The 22540-nt window shown below is 63.2% G+C and carries 13 protein-coding genes; 5 read left to right on the plus strand and 8 right to left on the minus strand.

Annotated features, from left to right (window positions below):
- Window positions 1–142 precede the first annotated feature (142 nt).
- A complete protein-coding gene (locus E8F20_RS09830) occupies window positions 143–1051 on the plus strand; it encodes an urea transporter (protein WP_280283579.1) in 909 nt (302 codons plus the stop codon).
- 237 nt (window positions 1052–1288) lie between these two features.
- Here the strand turns inward: E8F20_RS09830 and E8F20_RS09835 are convergent, their stop codons facing one another.
- The 6 genes from E8F20_RS09835 to recQ form a co-directional block, all read right to left on the minus strand.
- A complete protein-coding gene (locus E8F20_RS09835; protein WP_280283580.1) occupies window positions 1289–3307 on the minus strand; it encodes a FimV/HubP family polar landmark protein in 2019 nt (672 codons plus the stop codon).
- 364 nt (window positions 3308–3671) lie between these two features.
- Window positions 3672–5075, minus strand: coding sequence for a DHA2 family efflux MFS transporter permease subunit (locus tag E8F20_RS09840; RefSeq protein WP_280283581.1), 1404 nt, complete (start codon window positions 5073–5075; stop codon window positions 3672–3674).
- Complete coding sequence (locus E8F20_RS09845; protein ID WP_028629728.1) at window positions 5075–5509, minus strand: MarR family transcriptional regulator; 435 nt, start codon at window positions 5507–5509, stop codon at window positions 5075–5077. The genes E8F20_RS09840 and E8F20_RS09845 overlap by 1 nt, the downstream gene beginning before the upstream one ends.
- Before the next feature lie 77 nt (window positions 5510–5586).
- Window positions 5587–6603: a DUF2804 domain-containing protein gene (locus E8F20_RS09850; protein WP_280283582.1), complete on the minus strand. Its 1017-nt coding sequence runs from the start codon at window positions 6601–6603 to the stop codon at window positions 5587–5589.
- 87 nt (window positions 6604–6690) lie between these two features.
- Window positions 6691–7803, minus strand: coding sequence for a GGDEF domain-containing protein (locus E8F20_RS09855; RefSeq protein ID WP_280283591.1), 1113 nt, complete (start codon window positions 7801–7803; stop codon window positions 6691–6693).
- Between the two features lie 164 nt (window positions 7804–7967).
- Window positions 7968–10091, minus strand: a complete 2124-nt coding sequence (gene recQ / locus E8F20_RS09860; RefSeq protein WP_280283583.1) for a DNA helicase RecQ — start codon at window positions 10089–10091, stop codon at window positions 7968–7970.
- Window positions 10092–10228: 137 nt separating this feature from the next.
- Between recQ and E8F20_RS09865 the strand changes: the two genes are divergently transcribed.
- The 4 genes from E8F20_RS09865 (at window position 10229) to lapD (ending at window position 13937) form a co-directional block, all read left to right on the plus strand.
- Entirely contained in the window at window positions 10229–10816 is a 588-nt protein-coding gene (locus E8F20_RS09865; RefSeq protein ID WP_280283584.1) for a YecA family protein, read from the plus strand.
- Window positions 10817–10828: 12 nt separating this feature from the next.
- Entirely contained in the window at window positions 10829–11230 is a 402-nt protein-coding gene (locus tag E8F20_RS09870) for a YbaN family protein (RefSeq protein WP_280283585.1), read from the plus strand.
- Window positions 11231–11291: 61 nt separating this feature from the next.
- Complete coding sequence (gene lapG, locus E8F20_RS09875) at window positions 11292–11987, plus strand: cysteine protease LapG (RefSeq protein ID WP_280283586.1); 696 nt, start codon at window positions 11292–11294, stop codon at window positions 11985–11987.
- Window positions 11988–11990: 3 nt separating this feature from the next.
- Window positions 11991–13937 carry a cyclic di-GMP receptor LapD gene (lapD, locus tag E8F20_RS09880; RefSeq protein ID WP_280283587.1) on the plus strand — a complete coding sequence of 649 codons (1947 nt, stop codon included), beginning with the start codon at window positions 11991–11993 and terminating at the stop codon, window positions 13935–13937.
- Window positions 13938–14126: 189 nt separating this feature from the next.
- Here the strand turns inward: lapD and E8F20_RS09885 are convergent, their stop codons facing one another.
- Window positions 14127–14465 (minus strand): tryptophan synthase subunit beta, encoded by a 339-nt coding sequence (locus E8F20_RS09885; RefSeq protein ID WP_280283588.1) that lies wholly within the window; start codon window positions 14463–14465, stop codon window positions 14127–14129.
- A 62-nt stretch (window positions 14466–14527) separates the two neighbouring features.
- On the minus strand, window positions 14528–22471 hold the full coding sequence (locus E8F20_RS09890) for a DUF5801 repeats-in-toxin domain-containing protein (protein ID WP_280283589.1): 7944 nt from the start codon (window positions 22469–22471) through the stop codon (window positions 14528–14530).
- Window positions 22472–22540 lie beyond the last annotated feature (69 nt).

Genomic DNA, 22540 nt, shown 5'->3' on the forward strand with positions numbered 1-22540 from the left:
CGAAACACCCGGAGCGACGGGGTCCAAAGAGAACCCGCGCTCCCCGCACCGGCCTCGATGTCGGGCGTTAACAGAAATCCCATCTGGCCACGGCCAGTTAGTCGGCGCCCTTTCACCGGGGCGCCTCTTTTTTCAAGCTGCCATGTATCGACTGCCTCTACGACCCGAAGTCCGTAGCTGGGCGACTGCCCAGTTGAACGGTTTCAGCCAGATTTTCCTCCAGCGCCACCCTGCTTGCGGCGCGCTGATCCTGCTCGCCATCGCCGTCGGCGCCCCCAACCTGCTGGGCGGTGCCCTGCTCGGTGGTGCCGCTTCCTGGCTTACGGCCGTGCGCCGACGCTTTGCCCCTGAAGACATTGAGGCCGGGCTCTACGGCTACAACGGTGTCCTGCTCGGCCTACTGCTCAGCGCCCGCTACGAGCCTTCGCTCTACCTCGCACTGCTGATCCTCTGCGCCAGCGGGCTGTCCAGCCTGCTGCTCACCCCCCTGCTCAAGGCGACGCGCCAACATAATTGGCTGCCGGCCTACACCTCGCCTTTCGTCGGCCTCGGCTGGCTGTTGCTGACCCTGAGTGGCCCGCTGGAGCTGACGCCTTCCCTTGAAGCCACCGCAACGCTGCATCCTGGCTGGATCGACACGTCGTTGGCGTTCGTAAGGGGCATCGGCCAGGTAATATTCCTCGAGCATCCCACCGCCGGAGCCCTGGTGCTGGGCGCGCTCTTCCTTGCCGGTTGGCGGGTAGCGCTCTGGGCGCTGCTGGGCTCGATTACCGCGCTGGTTTTCGCCTTGCTCCAGGGCATGCCGATGCAGGCGGTACTGGGTGGTCTGTTCAGCCTCAATGGCGCGCTGATCGCTTTGGCCCTGGGCAAGGATTTGCGCCGTCCCTGGTGCGCGCTCGCCGGCATCCTGTTGGGCGTCACGCTGCAACCCGGTTTCGAAGCCATCGGCCTGCCAGCCATGACCGCCCCGTTCATCCTTGCCTGCTGGCTGGTATTGGCCATCAAGCGGATGATCGGGCTGGCACAGCCTGCACCGTCGCGGACGTCGTAGGGGCGAGTTTATTCGCTATGTCTGCGTTAGCTGTTGCGAGAGATTTACCATCAGGCCAAGCGCCTACGGGCAATGCAGCTACTTGCAACACGCATTGCCGGCAAAACCAATTCATTCGCCAAGCTGGCCGGAGCGCTGCCCATCGGAAGCCCTGCATGGGCAGCATCCGATGTTGCAATCTCCCCAAATGAAAAAGCCCGGATCAAGTCCGGGCTTCTTCATTCAGGCTGAGGCGTTTCAGGCAATCTTCGCGAGCAGGTCGCGCGCTTCCTGTTTCTGCTGATCGTCACCTTCGCTGATGACCTCGTTGAGGATGCTGCAGGCCGCTTCGATATTGCCTTGCTCGATATAAGCCAGCGCCAGATTGAGCTTGATGAGGTTCTCCTGGCGAGCATCCAGCTTGTCCAGATCGTCCAGGCTGGCGATAGGGTCGACGAACTCGGCGGTGAGTTCGTCCAGGCCCTCCGCCCGGGCGAGCTCCGGCAGCTCGCCGAACGGGGTGAGGGTGTCGGCGTCCAGGGTCAGCTCGTAGACTTCCGGCAGCTCCTGGAGATTGGTGGGGAAGCCCAGGTCGTCGTCCACCGTCGGGAATGCCTGGACCACAGACGCCTTGCGCTTGGGTTCTGCGGTCTTGAAGGGGCTGACCTCTTCCCAGTCGGCATCCAGCGGATACCCGTCGAAGTCCGATTGCAGGCCATCGATTGGCTCATTGCACGCTGCTGCCAGCGTCGGAGTGGCTTCGTCCAGCACAAATACGGGATCTGTCGAAGCAGTCGCCGACGCCACGCCGGCGTAGCGGGCACGAATGGCGGCCAGTCGATCTTCATCCGCGTGCAGCTCGCGCAGGGCCGCCTCTTCAAGGGTGAAGGCCACCGGCTCACGCAGTTCGCCAAGCACTTCAAGCAGGCGATAACGCAGGTCCAGGCGTTGGGGCTCCTGGGCGACAGCTGGGCGCAATACGGCCAGGGCTTCCCGCCAGCGGCCATAGGCGATGTAGATGTTGGCACCTTCCAGGGCATCCGAGTGAGTCTTGGCACTGGGTGCGGAGACGACCTGCAACGGCGCAACGGCGGCCGCGGCGAAGACCGGAGCGGGGGCGGCAGGTTGTACGTCCTGATGACGATGCTGGAAGGCCACCTTGGCCTTGCCTGTGGTCTGGGCTTCTTCCAGCTCCTGCTCCTGGGCGTCGCGACGGGAGCGACGCAGCAGCACCCAATCCAGCAGGAACAACAGAACCAGACCGGACACCATGATCGCCCACCAGAAGGGGCTGATGCCGGAGCTGTTTTCCTGCACCGGGATCGGCGCGGTTTGCTCGGCGGCCTGGGCGGAAGGGATCATTGCGGGAGCCGGGGACGGCTGGACTTGAGGTGCCTCGACAACTGGAGCGGTGGTAATTTGCTGGACCTGGGTCCGCAATGCCGACATCTGCTGATCGCTGCCACTCAATTGCTGTTGCATGGCCTCAAGCTTGGCCTGCAACTCAGCAATATGCTGGCGCAGTTCAGCGCGCTCGGCGTCACCCTCGGCAATGCTGGAATCTACCCGCTGCTGGGCCTGGGTCAATGCTTCCAGGGTCGTGCCGGAGGCAGGGGCTGGCGCCTCGCTCGGTGCGGTCGCCGGGATTGTGGCGACAGGTGCCGGGGCACTGGCCAGCACGGCACTATCCGGCAGCAGCAGCGATTGGCCTGCATGGAGCAGGTTGATATCACCACCGGGGAAAGCCTGGGGATTCAGGGCGTAAATGCCGTCCAGCATCTGCTGCTGGGTCACTCCACTGTCTGCGCTAAGTCGCTTGGCAATCAACCAGAGGCTGTCACCTCGTGCAACCTGGTAGTACTTGCCCAGTGTGGCGACAGGTGCCGGCTTAGGTTGTACCGGCGCCACGCTTGAGGTTGAGACAGGCAGCTCGCGGGCTGGGTTGATCGGCGCCGCATTGGCGGTATAGGCGGAACCGGGCGGGTCCAGCAGCAAGGTGTACTCGCGCAGCAGCTTGCCATTGGGGCGGGCGACTTCGACGATGAAATTCAGGTAGGGCTCTCGGACCGGCTTGTTCGACACCACACGGATGCGGCTTCCCGAACCACGGATCACCGGGCTGAAGCGCAGGTCGTTGAGGAAGATGAAGCGTTCGACACCGGCACGCTCGAAATCGTCGGAGGACGCCAGCCTGACCTTGATCTCGCTGTCATTCAGGTCACCGACCTCAAGCAACTCGATTTCGGCATCCAGTGGTTGGTTGAGGGCGGAGTGCAAGGTGATTTCGCCTAGCCCCAGCGCGGGCACCAGGCCTGAATAAAGTGCAGAGCCAGATGCAAGCGTCAGAAGGAGCTTGTGAACCCTTGCCATACGTCCTCCCCGGTCATTCGCACTCACGAATCACGCCTCTGATGTCCCGCCCGGGCATCCTCGAAACGTCGTGAAAACCGTGACCTCAAAACAACAATGATAGCGGGATGCCGCTCCCTATCCATCCCACTCAAGACCCATGGCGTCGGGCTTCATGCTCCCTTGCCCGTCATAATGGCAGCTGGCCACAGACCTGCGATGTAGCTTACTCCACAATCTACAGATTTTCGCTATTGGGCTTGACAAATTTTTCGTCGTGCGATTTGCAACCTCACCGCCTTGCGGGACGCACGCCTCGCGCCGGCATTACCGCCAGGAGGAAAAGCAGCGCAACCAGCCAGAAACTCTGCTCGAACGCCAGCGCTTCGGCCACGGCATCGCCTCCGCCGGCGGTATGGCGCCACTCCAGGAAGAAGGTAAGCAGGTTGACCCCGAAGGCGCCACCCAGCTGACGAACGAACGTGATGGCACCAGCGCCCAGGGCCAGTTCGTCGGGACTAAGGACATCCAGCGCCCCTGTGCTCATGGCCGGCAGCAGCAAACCGAGCCCAAGCCGGCCGACACAGGCCCAGCCGCAGAGCGCCAGGAAGGATGTCCCCTCCCCCATCAGGCCCAGTGCGGCCGAAGAGAGCGCGAACACCAGCAGGCCCACGACCAGCATGAAAGCAGCCGACAGACGGTCGCTGGCCCATCCACCGAGAAAGGATGCCAGCCCCAGTACAACGCCGGTCGGCAACAGCAGGAGACCGGCCCGACCCGCGGTGTAACCCTCCACGGTTTGCAGGAAGAGCGGGATCAGGTAGGTAGACCCGTATAACCCCAGGCCGAGCACCAGGGCGACCCAGCTGGCATTGCGGAACGCAGCATGGCGCCAAAGCTGCAGCGGCAGCAAAGGCCTCTCGCAGGCACGGCTGCGGTGCAGGAAAGCCGCGGCACATGCAAGGCCGAGCGTCCCCGTCAGCCAGGTGCTCGGCGCCAGCCAGCCAAAGCGCTGGGCCTCGGCCAGTGCGCCGAGCAAAGCGAAGAGTGCGATGCAAAGGAGGGCGAATGCCCGCAGGTCCACGCCAGGTGTATTGCGGTCACGAACACTGGGCATCAACCACTGCGCGCCTACTAGCGCCAACAAACACAGCGGCAGCGGCAACCAGAACACCGCGCCCCAACCGAACTGGTCGATCAGGTAACCGCCAATGGTCGGTCCCAGCGTCGGCGCCACCATGATGCCCAGCCCATAGATCCCCAGGGCCAAGCCACGGCCACCCTCGGAATAGACGCGGAAGATCAGCACCATTGCCAGTGGCTGGATGATGCCGGCACAGGCACCCATGACAATGCGCAGCGCAATCAGTTGCCAGGCAGAAGTAGCCACCAGCGCCAGGAGCGACGCCAGGCCGAACAAGCCGAGTCCGAGCTGTACGGTACGCCGTGCCCCCAGCCGCGCTTGAGACCAGGCCGCCAGCAGCAGGCCGGCCGTCATGGCGGCGAGGAATCCGGTGGCAAGCCATTGCGCCAGCGGTCGGCCGATGTCGAAGTCGTCCATGATCGCCGGCAGTGCAACGTTGATACTCGTGGAAGCGAGGATCATTGCCATGCTGCCGAGCATCAACAAAGCCAGTAGCCATTGCGGATAGCGGGCACCGAAGCGCCCGTGCAGCGCCTCAAGGTCCTGCCCCATCAGAAGTTGTCCAGGTTCGCCAGTATCCGCGCGTGAACCTGCTGGCAATGGCGAAGTTCTTCTTCGTCGATTCCGGCGAAGAGCTCCTGGCGCAATTGGCTGGAGATGGCTTCGATCTTCTCGATCAATGGGCGAGCCGGCGGGCACAGGGCAATCTTCTTCGCCCGGCGGTCCTCGATGACGGCCATGCGCTGAATCAGGCCCTGAGCTTCGAGGCTGTCCAGCAGGCGGGCCAGGGTCGGGCCTTCGACGCCGACGCTCTTGGCCAGCTCACGCTGGGTGGGCAACTCTTCGAAACGGGATAGGTGCAGCAGCACCAGCCAACGAGCCTGGGACAGCCCGAGGCCAGCGAGACGACGGTCGAGTTCGGCACGCCAGGCGCGAGACATCTGCGCAAGCTGCATAGCGAAGCGGTGTTGATCGGGATAGGACATCGAAATTGACTCGGACTTCTTATACTAATAATTAGCCAGCTAATCATAGCCGAATGCCGCGAGCAAGCCCCCCTGCCCTACCACTTCACATACTGGTCCTCGACGAACCCCCACATACGCTCGATTTGCACCGGCGGACGCCCGATTGGCCGCAGGGTGCCACTGAAGCAGCCGAAGACCTGCTTGAAATTACTTGCAATGAAACCGAGGTTCAGCCGCTCCTGATGCAACCCCACCCCCTCGAAAGTCAACGCCACCTGGCCGTCATGCGAGGCGATGGCCCAGGCCTTGAGGGGCTGGTCACGATCAAAGGCGAAACGCACGGAATCGACTTTGACCAGCTCCCCGTCCAGCCAGAAACAGTTCTCGGTAAAACTGGTCTCGTTCACCCCGCACGACAGGTTCAGTCCAACCCGCAGTCCATCAGCCAGGCCGGACAAGCAGGCCCAGTTCCAGTGGGTTTCCGGGCGCATATAGCCGGCCGACCAATCGTGGTGGGCGTAGGCACCGATCTGCCCGAGATCGAAGTTGCCCAGGGTACTGCTCACCTGCCCCCGGCAGGCGACACCAGCCACCTTCTGCGCATACACCCACCCATTCACCGCCGTTGGCGTGCAGATGCACATGGGCTGGAAGGCAGGCTCCCGCTCGCTGAATCGCGCGTCGATGCGCGTGCCGTCATCCAGCTCCACCAGAAGCCGCTTCTCCCCCGTATCGCCACGATTCTCCAGGCGCAGCAGGTTACGGCCCTGGCGTAACTCGCAGACCCCCTCGTCCGGCGTCTGGGAAAACGAGGTGCCCATCCCCAGCGGCAGCTTGAACTGGCGCTCGATCATGCGCCCACTGGCCGGGTGGAAGAGATAGACGAAGCCGACGCCCACCAGGCTCAGGTTCGCCAGGGCGCAGCCGCCGATCAATTCGTCGCTGAGCAGGCCGAAGTACTGGAACTGGTGGAAGCGGCGCCACTTGGCCAGAGTCCCCAGACGCCGCCCCATGGGCGAGCGGAAGTCGAAGTCGCGGTAGTTGATGACGCCCGGTCCGGCGGGAAAGATGCCGTAATGCGGTCGGCCATCGGCCTGGATCAGCTTGTCCATGCAGGTCGCTCAAGGCGGGAGGAGCGGCGATGCTAGCACCGGCCGCCGCGCCGGACAGTCACGGTGCGCGCCATCCGGAGCGACTATCTATGCCACGACCCGGTTACGACCGAAAGCCTTGCCCTCATAGAGCGCACGATCCGCGTGTTCATACAGCTCGTAGAGCTTGCCCAGGGGCATGCCTGGAACCGGCTGAATGCAGGCAACGCCGATGGACATGGTCAAGACCGGCGCGGTGGGAGACGCCTCGTGGCGAATGGACTGGCCCTCCAGCGCCGCGCGCAGTGCCTCGGCGCAGCGACGCGCCTCCTGTTCGCCGATGTCATAGAGCAGCACGGCAAACTCCTCGCCTCCCAGGCGCACAGCCATATCCAGGGGCCGGCGCGCGGTCTCTTCCAGCACCCGGGCCACTTGCTGCAGTACCTGGTCACCGGCCTGGTGGCCGTAGCGGTCGTTGTACGACTTGAAATGGTCAACGTCGCAAAGCAACAGCGCCAGCCCGTGCTTTTCGCGCTGGGCCTGGCGCCACAGACGCTCCAGCTGACGATTGAAGCTGCGGCGGTTATAGAGACCGGTCAGGCTGTCATGATCGGCCAGGACCCGCATCAGGCGGCTGATGAGGAAGTGCTCGCGGGACTTGAATTCCAGCAGGTAGCAACCGACGGCGCCCGCCACGTTGCCGAACAGCAGGAGCAACAGGTTGCTGATCAATCGCGGCCATGGAAGGCCGGCCCAGAGCTCCAGGCCCACATAGGCCAGCAGGATCACCAGCGAAACGCCCAAGGCTTCCACCAGTCGCAGCCCCACCAGGAAATAGGCAGCCATGCACACCAGCACCAGCCCTTCATAGGGGAATGACGGATCGCTGCGATGGGCGATGGCTACCACCGCACCGGCGCCTATACCCAGAGCACCGATGCAGACCAGGCTCAGTGGCGCCAGCAGGTTGCGGTGGCGACGCTGGAGCATCAGTACGCCGCACACCAGCAACAAGCCCAGCACGCCCAGTCGCACGGCCAGCATCCACCAGCGTTCCTCGCTGCTGATCAGATAGAAATCGAGCACGGCGAACGCCAGCCAGATCAGCAGGCCGACACCCAGGGCAATGCGCTTGAGATCGAAATTCTCTTCGAGGAAATAGTCGCGGTACTCACGCTCCAGGGAGCGCGAGAAACGCAGATGCCGAAACCCCAGGGCCATTTGATCGGCGTAGGGATTGGGGCGGACGTCATTGAGCCAGGCAGTATTGCTGTAGGACACGTCTACCTCTTCTGTCGGAGGCCTCTGACGCACATTAGCCGGTCGTGCGCAGCGTCACAAGTTTGTCGCTCTATCCCGCCATTTTTACGTCAAACCCGAACCGATCAGGTCTCGAACTCCGCCTGCAGGGCCGCCCGCACGCAATGCAGCACGCCATCGGGCACCCGGCCTGCAAAGAGTTCGGCCACTTCTGCCACCGGCGGCAGCTCACCTTCGCCGTCCAGGAAGGCATCCTGGATCTCGCCCAACAGCTCCTCCGGCAGGTCCAGCGCCTGCTCCAGGCTCAACTGCTGGTTGCCGATGGTTTCGGCCAGCAGGCTGTAGACATTCTTCTCGCTGCAACTGAGCTGACGGGCGATCTGCGCCGGGGTCATGCCCGCACGAGCCAGGCTCACCAACTCATGGCGCAGGTCGGCAACGGCCGTTGGTGCTTCCCCGGCACCGCTCAGTACTTCGAGGAAGGCGTCTCCGTAGCGTTCCAGCTTGCGCGCACCCACACCGCTGACCTGGGCCATTTCGGACAGGCTGCGCGGCTTGCTGCGGAGCATCTCCAGCAAGGTTGCATCGGGGAAGATGACGTAGGGCGGCACGCTGTGCTCTTCAGCCAGCTTGCGGCGCAGCGTACGCAGGGCTTCCCACTGCTCGCGCTCCTCGCCCCGCACCAGTTGGCTGGCAGCGCTGGCGGTTGGTTTGGGTGCTTTGGTCGACAGGTCGCGGCGCAACTCCAGTCGCACCTCGCCGCGCAGCAGCGGGCGACAAGCCTCGGTCAACCGCAGGCCGCCGAAGCCTTCCAGGTCCACATCGGCCAGGCCGCGGGCGACCAATTGCCGGTAAAGGGTTCGCCATTCATTCTCGGACAGACTCTTGCCCATGCCGAACACCGACAGGTGCTGGTGGCCAGAGGACCTTACCTTTTCGTTGTCACGCCCCAGCAACAGGTCGACCAGATGGCCGACGCCATAGCGTTGGCCGCTGCGGTAGATGGCCGAGAGCGCCTGGCGCGCGGGCTCGGTGGCATCCCAGGTCTGTACGCCGTCGGTGCAGATATCACAGTGGCCACAGGGTTGGGGCAATTCCTCGTCGAAGTAGGTCAGCAGTGCCTGGCGGCGGCAGCGGGTTTCCTCACAGAGCGACAGCATGGCGTCCAGCTTGTGCTGTTCGATGCGTTTGTGGCGTTCGTCACCGTCGGAGTTGCTCAGCATCTGCTTGAGCAGCAGCACATCCTGCAGGCCATAGGCCATCCAGGCATCCGCCGGCAGGCCATCGCGGCCGGCGCGACCGGTTTCCTGGTAATAGGCTTCGAGGGACTTGGGCAGGTCCAGGTGGGCGACGAAGCGTACGTTGGGTTTGTCGATGCCCATGCCGAAGGCGATGGTGGCGACCATGATCAGCCCTTCCTCATTAAGGAAGCGCTTCTGGTGAAACGCCCTCAGGTCGTTGGGCAGGCCCGCGTGATAGGGCAGCGCAGGGAATCCCTGCTCAGACAGAAAGGACGCCACCTCCTCCACTTTCTTGCGCGACATGCAGTAGACGATGCCGGCATCGCCCCGCCGCTCGGCCAGGAAGCCCAGTAGCTGCTTGCGCGGCTGATCCTTGGCGACGATGCGATAAAAGATGTTCGGCCGGTCGAAGCTGGACAGGAAACGCTCGGCGTTCTGCAGGTGCAGGCGCTGGACCATCTCCTCGCGAGTACGCATGTCGGCGGTGGCGGTCAACGCCATGCGCGGGACATTGGGGAACAATTCGGCCAACTGGCCAAGTTGCAGGTACTCGGGACGGAAATCATGCCCCCACTGGGACACGCAGTGGGCTTCGTCGATGGCGAACAGGCCGATCTGCAGCCGCTGCAGGAATGCCAGCATTCGCGGCTGCACGAGGCGCTCTGGGGCGAGATAGAGCAGTTTGATCTCGCCCCGGCGAATGCGATCGGCGATCTCCCGCTGGGCTTCAGCGGTCAGCATGGAGTTCAGCGCCACGGCCGGCACACCCAATTCATCCAGGGTGGCGACCTGGTCCTCCATCAGCGCGATCAGCGGCGACACCACCACCGTCAGGCCCTCGCGCAGCAGCGCCGGCACCTGGTAGCAGAGCGACTTGCCGCCGCCGGTGGGCATCAGCACCAGGGCATCGCCACCCGACGCCACACGTTCGATGATCGCGGCCTGGTTGCCACGGAAAGCGTCGTAGCCGAATACGTCTTTGAGGATGCGCAGTGCCTGATCGAGCATGGAGGTCTCCGGAACAAGCCGCGCATTATACGTCAGCCGCACAAGCAAGATGGCCACGCCCATCGCGCGTGCCTTTTGCCGCGGACCTCGCACTCGACTAGAATTCAGCGTCGTTTATCCCTCAAGGTAGTCCCACGATGTCCTTCGCTGCGCAATTGTCCCGCCTGCAAGCCTTTCTCGACGCCGATGACCTGCACGAGGAGGCTCTGGACTATGTGGCCACCCACGGCTACCTGACCGCCCTGTCGATCTGCCCGGACCAGGTGCCCGAGCGTGAATGGATCGACGCCCTGTTCGCCGAACCGCCGCACTACCGCAGCGACGCCGAGCGCGAAGAGGTCGAAACCACCCTGCTGGCCCTCAAGGCCCACATCGCCCGCCAACTGGCCAGCGATGAAGACCCCGAGCTGCCGTGCGACCTGGACCTGGGCAGTGACCCGGACGACGCCGACCTGCGCGGCTGGTGCATCGGCTTCATGGAAGGCGTGTTCCTGCGTGAAGAGGCCTGGTTCGAGAACGCCGAGGAAGAAGTCAGTGAACTGCTGCTGCCGATCATGGTGGGCTCCGGCCTGTTCGACGAGCAGCCCGAGTTCGCCGACATCGCCAAGGACCGCAACCTGGTGGACGAGATGATCGAGCAGATCCCCGAACTGCTGACCGCCCTCTTCCTGCTCTGCAACGCCCCGGAAGAAAAGCCCGCCCTGCTCAAGCCCCGCCACCACTAAGGCCAGGCGCGCATGGCGCACAGCGATATCCAGCAGCAGCGCCACCCGGCGCTGCGCATGGTCCTCCTGATCATCGGCTGGCTCAGCGTTGTGCTGGGCGTGATTGGCATTTTCGTGCCGGTGCTGCCTACCACGCCCTTCCTGCTGCTCGCCGCAGCCTGCTTCGTACGCAGCTCGCGGCGTTTCTACCTCTGGCTGGTCGAACACCCGAAACTCGGGCCCTGGATTCGCGACTACCTGGAAGGCCAGGGCATCCCCCTCAAGGCCAAGGTCTACGCCCTGGGCCTGATGTGGACCAGCATCACCCTCTCCTGCTTCCTCGTGCCCCTGCCCTGGGCCCGGGGCTTCATGCTCACCAGCGCCGTGCTGGTCAGCGTCTACATCCTTCGCCAGAAAACCCTGCGCAGCCACTGAAGCCCCGGCAGATCGCCGATTTCCGCCTAGACTCTGAGCATCCTGGGCGGAGAGACGGCTGATGCGGCATCGGTGGGCAGCAAAGGGACTGCGGAACCCCTCGTGGCTGGCATGGCAAGGCGGCTGCCTGCTCGCCGGTTTGCTGCTCTGCCTGGCCAGCGTGCTGGCCAACTGGGACTTCGAGCTGATCCTGCAGAACGCCTCGAAACGCTACGGCGACCTCGGCCCGTCCAAGGCGCGCATCCTTGCCTGGAGCGAGCTGATCCAAGGCAGCGCCGACCTGCCCGAGGCCGACAAGCTCAGCGCGGTGAACCGTTTCTTCAACCGCCAGATCCGCTTCACCGACGATATCCGCACCTGGCGCGAGAACGACTACTGGGCCACCCCGGTGGAGGCCCTGGTGAAGGGGGCAGGCGACTGCGAGGACTACTCCATCGCCAAGTACTTCACCCTGCGCCGGCTTGGCATTCCCGCCGAGAAGCTGCGCATCACCTACGTCAAGGCCCTGCGCCAGAACCAGGCGCACATGGTGCTCACCTACTACAGGACCCCGACCGCCGACCCCCTGGTGCTGGACAACCTGATCGGCGAGATCCGCCCCGCCTCCCAGCGCACCGACCTGCTGCCGGTGTATGCCTTCAATGCCGAGGGCCTCTACACCGGCGCCAAGCGCGCCGGTGATACCAAAAAACTGTCGCGCTGGCAGGACCTGTTGAAAAAGATGCGAGCCGAGGGCTTCGCCATTGGAGAGGGTTAGTTCATGTCGTTACTCAAGCAACTGTTCCTGGCCATCTGCCTGCTGCTCGCACTGGCCTTCGCCGGCAGCTTCCTCGCCGGAGTCGAAAGTTCCCGCGAGCAGTTGCTCAGCCAGTTGCGCTCCCATGCCCAGGACGCGGCGACGGCGCTTGGCCTGTCGATGACGCCCCATGTCGACGACGCGGCAATGATCGAACTGATGGTCAGCTCCATCTTCGACAGCGGTTACTTCGCCAGCATCCGTGTGGTGCGCATCCCCGATGGCAGCGTCATTGCCGAACGCCGCACCACCACGACCAGCGAACAAGTGCCCAGCTGGTTCGCCCACCTGGTCGATCTGCGCCCCCAAGGAGGCGATGCGCTGATCATGCGCGGCTGGCAACAGGCGGCACGGGTGGAAGTGCTCAGCCATCCCCAGTTCGCCCTGGCCAAGCTCTGGGACAGCGCGGTCGGCAGTCTCGCCTGGCTGCTGCTCTGCGGCCTGGTCAGCGCGCTGGTCGGCGCGTGGTTGCTGCGCACCCAACTGCGGCCGCTGGACAACATGGTCCAGCAAGCCGAAGCCATCAGCCGCCGAGAATTTCTAGCCCTGCCGAAAGTGCCGCGCACGCCGGAGCTGCGTCGCGTGGTACTGGCCATGAACCAGATGGTGGACAAGCTGCGCAACCTCTTCGCCGAGGAAGCCGCACGCAGCGAGCGCCTACGCGAAGAAGCCTATCAGGACAGCCTCACGGGCCTGGCCAACCGTCGTCAGTTCGACATCCGCCTGGCCAACCAATTGGTGCCCAACGACCAGAACGCCGCCGGCTACCTGCTATTGCTGCGGGTCAACGACCTGGCAGGGCTCAACCAGCGCCTCGGCGGTCAGCGCACCGACGCCTTGATCCGGGATATCGGCGAACTCCTCCAGGCCCTTGAACACAAGCACGGAACCCCGGACTGGCTCGCCTCACGCAGCCGCGGCGGTGAGTTCTCACTGCTCGCCCCCGGTCTCAACGGCGAAGACATCGAGCACCTGACCGCGGAGCTCGCTGATCGCCTGGAGAACCTGCATGCCACCGGCGCCAGTGACCGCAGCCCGGTGGCCCTGCTGGGTATCGCCGCCTACCGACCGGGGGAAGACATCCATAGGGTCATGGGTCGCGCCGACCAGGCTCTGGCCCAGGCGGCCCAATGCACGGACCGACCCTGGGTCCGGCTGGACGACTACGACGCTGCACCCGGCCAGAGCCTGCACGACTGGCGTGTCTGGATCGACGACGCCCTCAACAAGGGCAAGCTGCGCCTTTACTTCCAGCCAGTGGGCCTCTGTACGAATGCGGCGGAAATCCTGCACCACAAAGCGCTGGCGCGCCTGCTCGATCCTCAGGGCGAAGCCGTACCCGCCGGACGCTTCCTGCCCTGGATCGAACGTCTGGGCTGGGCTGCGCGCTTCGACCTGGCGATGCTGGAGCACTGCCTGGCGCATCTGCAGCAGACGCCTTCTCCTATCGCCCTCAGCCTGTCAGCCGCCAGCCTGCAGCAGGGCGACAACCGCGAACGCCTGCTTGCGTTGCTGAAGAGCCATCCCCAGCAAGCGGCGCTGCTCACGCTGGAACTGGATGAGCGCCATCTACCGCCCGCGAACGAGCTCGGGCAAATCTGCCAGGCGATTCGCGAAACCGGCTACAGCGTGGGCCTGCAACACTTCGGCGGTCGCTTCAGCCTGATCGGTAACCTGGCCCACCTGGGGCTGGCCTACCTGAAGATCGACGGCACCTACATCCGCACCATCGACCAGGAAAGCGACAAGCGCCTGTTCATCGAAGCGCTGTTTCGCGCGACCAACAGCATCGACCTGCCACTGATCGCGGAAATGGTCGAAACCGAGGGCGAGTTGGAGGTGCTCAAGGAGCTGGGAATCCAGGGAGCCATGGGCCGCCTGATTGGCGCACCAGCGCCCTGGCACGAGTAACCGGCCCTGCCTGTGATGATTGAAACACTCTGACTAACCGGGTGAAGTCGGCGTTTGTGTAGGTGGTGAGCCTGCTTGCGCAATGATCGCGCTCGGATAATTCGCGAGCAAGCTCGCTCCTGCAGGTTCGGCGGTTAGCCAGGCGCAGACGCGCGTAGGTTGGATTTGCACGCGCCCAGGTGCAGCCCCTCAATACGGCAAGCCCGTCTCGTCGGGCACCAATCCGCCCAGCCCCTCAACCTGTGCACGCGCGTAGGCACGATGCTGGAGCTTGTGACGGGCAGGCTCCGGTAGGTCGGTGTAGTTCATCAAGCCCCGGCTCACCAGTACCTGCACCAGGTCCTCGATCACCCGCACCAATTCCAGGTCGGAATGCTGCAAGGACATCAGATGGTCATGCAGGCTTCGGCTGGCGAACCAGCTCTGCACCTCCGGGTCGTTGGCCGGCATGCTCTGGGTCATGCTCTCGAAGGGCTCGTGTTCTACCCGCAGCACTCTTCCTTTCTCGTCGCGTTGCACGAAAACCATTGTTCCCTCCCCCTCTGCCTTGCAGGACCAGACCCGCCCTGAGGGCGGGCCTTCGCTACCGATCAGGCATCCACCTTCAATGAACCGTCATCGAGCATGTGCGAAATCACCGAGGCGGTATCCGGCGCGCCATACGCGGCCATCAGATTCACCCCTTGCAGCACGATGGTCTGTCCTTCCCCGCCCGTTGCCGCCGCGTTGCTGTCCACCGTGATGGTGGTGTTGGCGCCGAAGGCCATGGTCAGGTAATCGTCCAGGCTGCCCACATCGCTGTGCTCGCCACTGAGCAGTTGCGACAGGTCCAGTTTGTCCACGCCCGGGTTGAAGCCGGCAATGGTGGTGACGCCACTGTCGCCGGGCAACCACTTGAAGGTATCCGCCCCGGCGCCACCATTGAGCAGGTCGTCGCCGCCATTGCCAGCGAGTATGTTGTCGCCGTTGTTACCGGTGAGCACGTCATCGAAGCGCGAACCCAGCAGGTTCTCGATGTCGATGAGGGTATCCAGGCCTCCGCCGCCGGTGTTCTGCTGGCCAATCAGAGCCAGATCCACTGCAACACCCACATTGGCGCCGTCGTACGACACCGTGTCGCTTCCGATCCCTCCGTCCATCACATCATTGCCCAATCCCCCCACCAGCACGTCATCCCCCGCCATGCCGGAGAGATGATCACTGCCACTGGTCCCGTGGATCACATCACTGGTTGTGGTGCCTACGAAGGTGCTGCCCGCCTCCATCGTCACATGCAGCGACTGGGGCGAGGTGGAATCACCGTCTGCGTCCTTGATACCCACCTGGAAGTCCAGTTCGGTATCCAGTGTATTGGTCTCGGCGGTAATGAAGCCGATATCCGAAACCTTGAGCACATCGTTATCGGTTGCCGATGAGCCAAAGCTGGTTCCATTGGCTACATTCGAGGCGCCACCGCCCCCAAGCGCCGAATTGAAGTCGATAGCACTGGAGGTGGTGATGTTTTCGACGCTGGTGAGTATCTGTGCGCCGTAGATCTGCCAACTCTCGCCGGACGCATTGAAGTCGTTGCTCTCGATGACGATGGCCCCGTCATTGTTGCCCAGGGTGATGCCGTAGGCAGCCAATGCCACGCTATTGGCGGTCATGATGTCACTGTTGCTCACCACCAACGCTCGCGTGGTCTTGGTACCGCCCGCACCGATCAGCTTGAGCACGACAACCAGGTCTTCATTGCCCACCCCGTCGAACTTGAGGAACATCCCGGCCGCGCGGGCAGACGGCTCGACGCCGAGGTTGCCCTTGGGATTCGAGGTATAGAAGTTCAGGTCCAGCACCTCGCCCTTGCCCAATGTGTCTCCACCCACGCCATTGTCCGAGTTGCTCACGCTGACCCATGAGGAGCTCTGGCTGAACAGCTCGCCTTGGCTGAAGACCGACGTGTTGTCCGTGCCGGCCCGCAGGTTATCTTCGTCGGTGCCGCCGCCGGGCTCGGCGTAGCTGGTGTACTGGACGTAGAAATCGTTATCCAGCTCCACCACGGACACCGCCGGCTGGGTATTGTCCGGTACCGTACTGTTTACCTCGTATCCGGAGATGCTCAGCGATGTGCTGGTCTTGAAGATGGTGAAGCCCTGGATCGGCTCATTCAGCGACACCGTGTAGGTACCGTTGGTCTTATCGAACACCAGCTTACCGGCAGCATCATCGAGTGCGCCCGGGTTGGCCGGATTCGGCGCATACCGGAAGCTGATATCGAAGGTTGCTGTCGAGGCGGTTTCGGAAACCCAGGTGACAGCAGTCGACGAAATAGCGGTACCGCCGACGGTGCCGCTGAGGCTGATGGAGGTGAAATCCGAGTCCGTGGCCGAGAAAGGCCCACTGCCGCGGGTATCCGCACCGGTGCTGTAATCGAAGACGCCAGTCGCTCCACCGGGATTGCTGCTATTCGAGTAGACCAGGTTCGAGGCGGCCAGGATTGTCGGAATATCGTCTTCCACCTGGATAAGCAGATCTCCTGCCAACGGCAGGTTCCCGCTGCCATTGCTCGCCTGGAGGGCCCCTGTCAGATTCAGAGTGAGAATCTGGTCGTCACCACCCGCGCCGCCGGGATGGTCCAATGCGCCTAGCAGGGTGAAGGTGTAGCTGCCATCGCTACCCACCTGCAGGGTGAAGACGGTAAACGCATCGGCTTTGGCGACCAGGGTGTCACCCTCGCGTGAGTAGGTGACCGCAACGCCATCGGACGTCAGCACGGGCATCGCCTGCGGAGTAGCGGCCACGCTGAACTGCGCGCCAACCGGAGTGCCGACCAGCAGCTCGCCGAGATTGCCGGTCACCACGGTCGTCTGGGCATCACCGTCGGTGATGCCACCCGGCAGTTCGTCCTCGTCCACGCGGCCGATCACTGGCGAAGCGTCCTCGATCCGCACCGTCAGTGAGGCGCTCGACGGGTCACCGTCCTTGTCGATGATGCTATAGGTGAAGCTCTCGCTGGTGTCAGCCGCTACGTTCTTCGGAGCGATGTAGGTCCAGGTGCCATTAGTGAAATCGAAGCTGAGCTTGCCGCCACCGGGTGTGGTGATTGCATTGAGCAGGTTGCCGGAAATGCTGCCGCCCGTGCTCAGGCTGATGCTGTCGCTACCATTCCAGGTATAGGTTGTGGTGCCTATCTGAAGAGACAGGATGCGGCCAGCACCGTCTGCACCAAAGGCATCATCGTCGCCACCGCCTACTGCGTTATCACTACCCAGTAGCACGTTGCCGGATACCACCCCCCCGACTATCTGACTGGCCAGGGTTTCGACCAGATCCTCGAAAGCACTGACCATGATGGGCAAGCCGGAGCCATCCACATCCACATCTTGTAGCCGCTCGGTATTGATACCGTTGCCCACCCCGATGGTGGTCACGTTGATGCCATTGTTATCAACGAAGGTGTTCCACTGGCCCGCCACAGTCGAGGTCAGAGACGTGTCATTCGGCCCGGTTTGTTCGTTCGGGTTGCCATCACTGATGAAGAAGACCTGATTGCTCCAGCTCGGAATGGGCGTGTAGACCGCCATCGTCTGCTGGATGGCTGCGGTGAAGTCCGTGTTGCCGGATAACGGCCGTGCACCGCCTTCAGCCGGGTTCAGGCTGTTCACCAGGGTAGTGAATGCGGTGACATCGGTCACCAGCGGGTAGGAAGCGGCAGTTCCAGAGAACGCCACCAACTGGATGCGAACATCGCCGTCGGTGGTGTTGAACAGCGCCTGCCCGGCGTTGCGCACCGCGTCCAGCATGGTGTTCAGCTCGGTGTTGTCGATGCTGCTACTGAAGTCCAGCACGAACACCACGTTGAAGTCCTGACCACTGCCTTCGGCCACATCGGCACTGTCGTTCTTCGCATGCGGTGTATCGTCATCGACCTTGATATCCAGGGTGCCGCTGGTGGAGTCGCCGTCCTTGTCGGTGACTTGATAGGTCAGGGTGAAGAGCTGGTCGTTCTCCTGGTCGCCCAGCGCATGCTGGATGGGTGCGAGCTGGGTCACCCCGTAGGCACCCGTGGTGCTGTCGAGGGTTACTTCAATGACCGTGGTAGTGCCCTGTTTGATCAACAAGGTGGTGCCGGACTTCACATAGGTGAAGCCGTCAGGCGCGCCCGTGGACAGCCACTGGACATCACCAGCGCCATCGGCACCGAAACCGAACCCGACGCTGCCCGTGGCATTCGCCGAGTCAGGATCGTCACCCGAGCCATTCGGAATCCCGCCGGGAAGGGCGTCGTCATCCAGTTGCACCACGGCATTGCTGGTCACCGTCGGAGCGGCGTCACGGAAGCTGATGGCGCTGCCCAGGTCGAGGGTCGCGCTGTCCTTGTCGCCATCGCCATCGGTAACAGTGGCGGTCAGGGTGATCAGGTCGGCACTGGACAAGCCAGCTACCTGGTCAGGTCCGCTGTCCGGCGAATGAATGATCGCGCGCTGCTGGTCCAGGGTCACCGTGCCATCGGCGGCCACGCTCAGGCGGAAAGCCACTTGCCCGCTGCCGCTGACCAGGCCGACGATGTCCGAACCAACCTTGGACAGCAGGATGCTGTTGCCCGTCGCGGTGTCCTTCAACCCGCTGTCCACACCCGCAGATTTCACATCCAGGCTGTAAGTGATGGCGTTGCTGACGGCCGCTCCGTCAGCGCCGAACACCGTCGTGAAGGCCCCGGCGAAGCTAGTGCTGGCATTGAGGTTCAGGTCGGTCTCGTCCACCTGCACGCCCAGGCCGCCCAGACTCGTCACGCTGATTTCGGGCACGTCGTCGACGATGCTGACAGTCAGGGTGCCGGTGCCGGAGTTGCCGTTGGCATCGACCACCTGGAAGGTGAAGGTTTCGGTGAACTGCAGGTTGTTGCCGTTGTTGCCCGGATTGACCTTGGGTGCGGAGAGCAAGGTGTAGGTGTAGGAGCCATTGCTGCCGAGCACCAACTGGCCGTACTGGCCGTTGCCCGCCCCGACACCCAGGCTGAAGCTATAGGGCCCGTTGCCGCCACTGCCCACCAGGGTGCCGCTGGCGAACTCATCGTTGCTCGTGGGCGCGCTGCCAAAGCTCAGGGCGGCTTCACGCACATCCTGATCCGAGCCGGCCTGCACACTGCCGACCACCGTGTAATTGGACACATTAATGGTGAGGGTCGTGGTGCTCAGATCACCATCGGCATCGACAATGCTGTAGGTGAAGGTGTCGACCGCGCCCGCCTGGCCTACGGAGTTGGCGTGGCTGGTATAGGTGTAACTGCCGTCGGCATGCAGTACCAGGGTGCCCAGACCTGTATCGATGGGCACGCCGACATCCCCCGAAACCGGGGTCGACGTGTCATTACCGGTACGCACGCCTACCACACCGGTGGTCAGCGACGGACGTCCATCTGCACCGAACACGTCCGCCACCGAGCCCAGACCGGCGCCGCTGACCACATTGCCATTGACGCTGCTGCCTTCGCTGACCGATGCACCATCGGCCTTCGCCTGCGGCAGATCATCGACGATCTCGACGGTCACCGTCGCCGAAGCGTTGGCCAGCCCGTCGCCCACATTAATAAGGAAGCCGTCGGTCTCCGGACCAGTGGCATCGGTAGTGGCTTCGGTCAGTGTGTAGCTGAAGCTGTAGGTACCGTTGCTATAGCCGGTGATCTGCACGGTGCCATGGGCAGTGGTGAAGCTCTGTCCGACCAGACTGGTGAAGTCGCTGCTGGTCAGGTCCACAGTCAGGCTGCCAACGCTGAGCGACTGCAGATCTCCCAGGCCATCAGGGTCACCAATAGTGAAGGTGCCATCGACCTGAGTACTGCCATCACCGGCGCTGGAACCCTCCGGCAACCCCTTCTCGTAAACCTGGGCCATTCCACCCTGGGTATTCGGGAAACTGACCTCAACCGTCGGTGTGTCGTTGCTGCCGATGATGGTCAGGGTCAGGGTCGAGTCGTCGGTGTCGCCATCGGCATCACGCATGCTGTAGGCGTAGTGCAGGACCACCTGCTCGCCTGGCGCCAGCGCTTCCACGGCCGGTGAACCATTGGCCAGTGCGAAGCTGTAGCTGCCATCGGCATTCAGGGTGACAACGCCGTAGGGTGTACTCACCAGCAGGCTGCCGTTATCGCCCGGCGTGGCACCGGCTACGCCATTCCAACTGGTGAAGGCCTTGGGCTGGTCGGCACCACCGGCATCGTTGTCCAGCACGTTGCCGCCCAGGGTGGCGGGGACGCTGCCTTCGACGATGCTGGCGCTGTCGGCATAGGCCTTGGGTGTATCGTCGTCCACATTGATGATCAAGCTGCCCGTGGCGCTATCGCCATCGGCATCCGTCACCTTGTAGGCAATGCTGAAGCTCACATCGTTTTCGTCATACCCGGCCGGATGCATGATCGGGTTGTTCTGAACGACGCTGTACGCACCGGTCGCCCAGTTCAGGGTCAGCGTCAGGACAGTGAGGCCGCCCTGCTTGATCAACAGGTTGTCGCCGTCCTTCTCATAGCTGAAACCATCGGGCGCGCCGCTGGTAAGCAGCGTGATCGAACCAGGACCGTCCGCCCCGAAGCTATGCCCCAATTTACCGGTGACATTCGCGGTATCCGGTGTGACGTCGCCCACGCCATAGGCGTTGCCGCCTGGCAGGGCATCATCATCCAGTTGCACCACGGGGCTGGCGCTGACCAGGGGCGTGTCATCATCCACCTTGATGTACAGCGAGCCGTCGGCGCGGTCGCCGTCGCGGTCGACGATCTTGTACTCGACCTCGAAGGTCAGGTCGTTCTCGTCGTAACCGTTGGCATGCAGGATCGGTGCGTTCTGGGTGACGGTGTAGGCGCCGGTGAACTTGTCCAGAGTGATGGTGATGACAGTCACGTCGCCCTGCTTGATCAGCAGGCCGCCGTGGGTTTGCACATAGATGAAGCCATGGGGGGCGCCGCTATCCTGCAAGGTAATCTCGCCGGAGCCATCAGTACCGAAATCATGGGCGATGGTGCCGCTGGTGTTCCGGGTGTCGGGATCACTGTCGCCCACGCCGCCGGGGTTGCCATAGGGCAAGGCATCGTCGTCGAGGCAGACCTTCACGTAGGGATCGATGCTAGGGGCGTCATCCTTGAAGCTGATGGCGTTGCCCAGGTCGAGCGAAGCACTGTCCTGGTCACCATCGCCGTCAGTAATGGTGGCGTTCAGGGTGATCAGGTCGGCACCGGCCAACCCGGCGGCCTGGTCTGGCCCTTCATTGGGGGTGTGGAAGATCGCCCGCGATTGATCCAGGGTTAGCGTGCCGTCAGCGGCCACACTCAGGCGGAAGGCCAGTTGCCCCCCTCCCACCACACGGCCGACGATATCCGCACCCTCCTTGAACAACAGGATGCTATTGCCGGTCGCAGAATCCCGCAGGCCGCTGTCCACTCCTGGCAACTTCACATCAAGGCTATAGGTAACGGCATTGCTGAGGGCAGCGCCATCGGCACCGAATACTGGCGCGAAGGCCCCGGCGAAGTTGGTGCTGTCGGTGGCGCCCAGGGTGGTCTCGTCGACCTGCAGATCGAACCCATCCAGCCCCCTCACGCTGATGCTCGGTACATCGTCGATGATGTCGATAGTCAGGGTGCCGATGCCGGTATTGCCGTTGGCATCGGTCACCGTGAAAGTGAAGGTTTCAGTGAACTGCAGGTTGTTGCCGTTGTTATCCGGATTGACCTTGGGCGCCGAAATCAGCGTGTAGGTGTAAGACCCATTGCTGGTGACCACCAATTGGCCGTACTGGCCGGTGCCGGCGCCAACGCCCAGGCTGAAGCTGTAGGGGCCGTTGCCTCCATTGGCTACCAGGGTGCCGCTGGCGAATTCGTCATTGCTGGTGGGTTCGCTGCCGAAGCCCAGGGCTGCCTCGCGGACTTCATCGTCGGAGCCAGCCTGCACGTCACCAACCACGGTGATGTTCGACAGGTCGATGGTCAGGGTCGTGGTGCTCAGGTCACCATCAGCGTCGACGATGGTGTAGGTGAAGGTATCCACCGCACCCGCCTGGCCCAGGACATTGGCGTGGCTGGTGTAGGTGTAACTGCCGTCGGCATGCAGCACCAGGGTGCCCAGGCCGGTATCGATTGGCACCCCCACGCCGCCAGCGACCGGCGTCGAAACATCGCTACCGGTACGCACGCCCACCACGCCGGTAGCCGGTGAGGGTCGGCCATCGGCACCGAACACGTCCGCAACCGATCCCAAGCCTGCACCACTGACCACGTTTCCGCTGACGCTGCTGCCTTCACTGACCGATGCACCATCAGCCTTCGCCTGCGGCAGGTCGTCGACGATCTCGATGGTCACCGTGGCCGAGGCATTGGCCAGCCCGTCGCCCACATTAATAAGGAAGCCGTCCGTCTCCGGACCAGCGGCGTCGGTGGTGGCTTCGGTCAGGGTGTAGCTGAAGCTGTAGGTACCGTTGCTGTAGCCGGTGATCAGCACCGTGCCATGGGCCGCCGCGAAGCTTTGCCCCACCAGGCTGGCGAAGCCGCTGGTGGTCAGGTCCACGTTGAGGCTACCAACGCTGAGGGTCTTCAGGTTGGCCAGGCCATCGGAATCCGCGACCGTGAAGCTGCC

Source organism: Pseudomonas sp. BN415 (assembly GCF_029871195.1).
In the GTDB taxonomy this organism is placed as follows: domain Bacteria; phylum Pseudomonadota; class Gammaproteobacteria; order Pseudomonadales; family Pseudomonadaceae; genus Metapseudomonas; species Metapseudomonas resinovorans.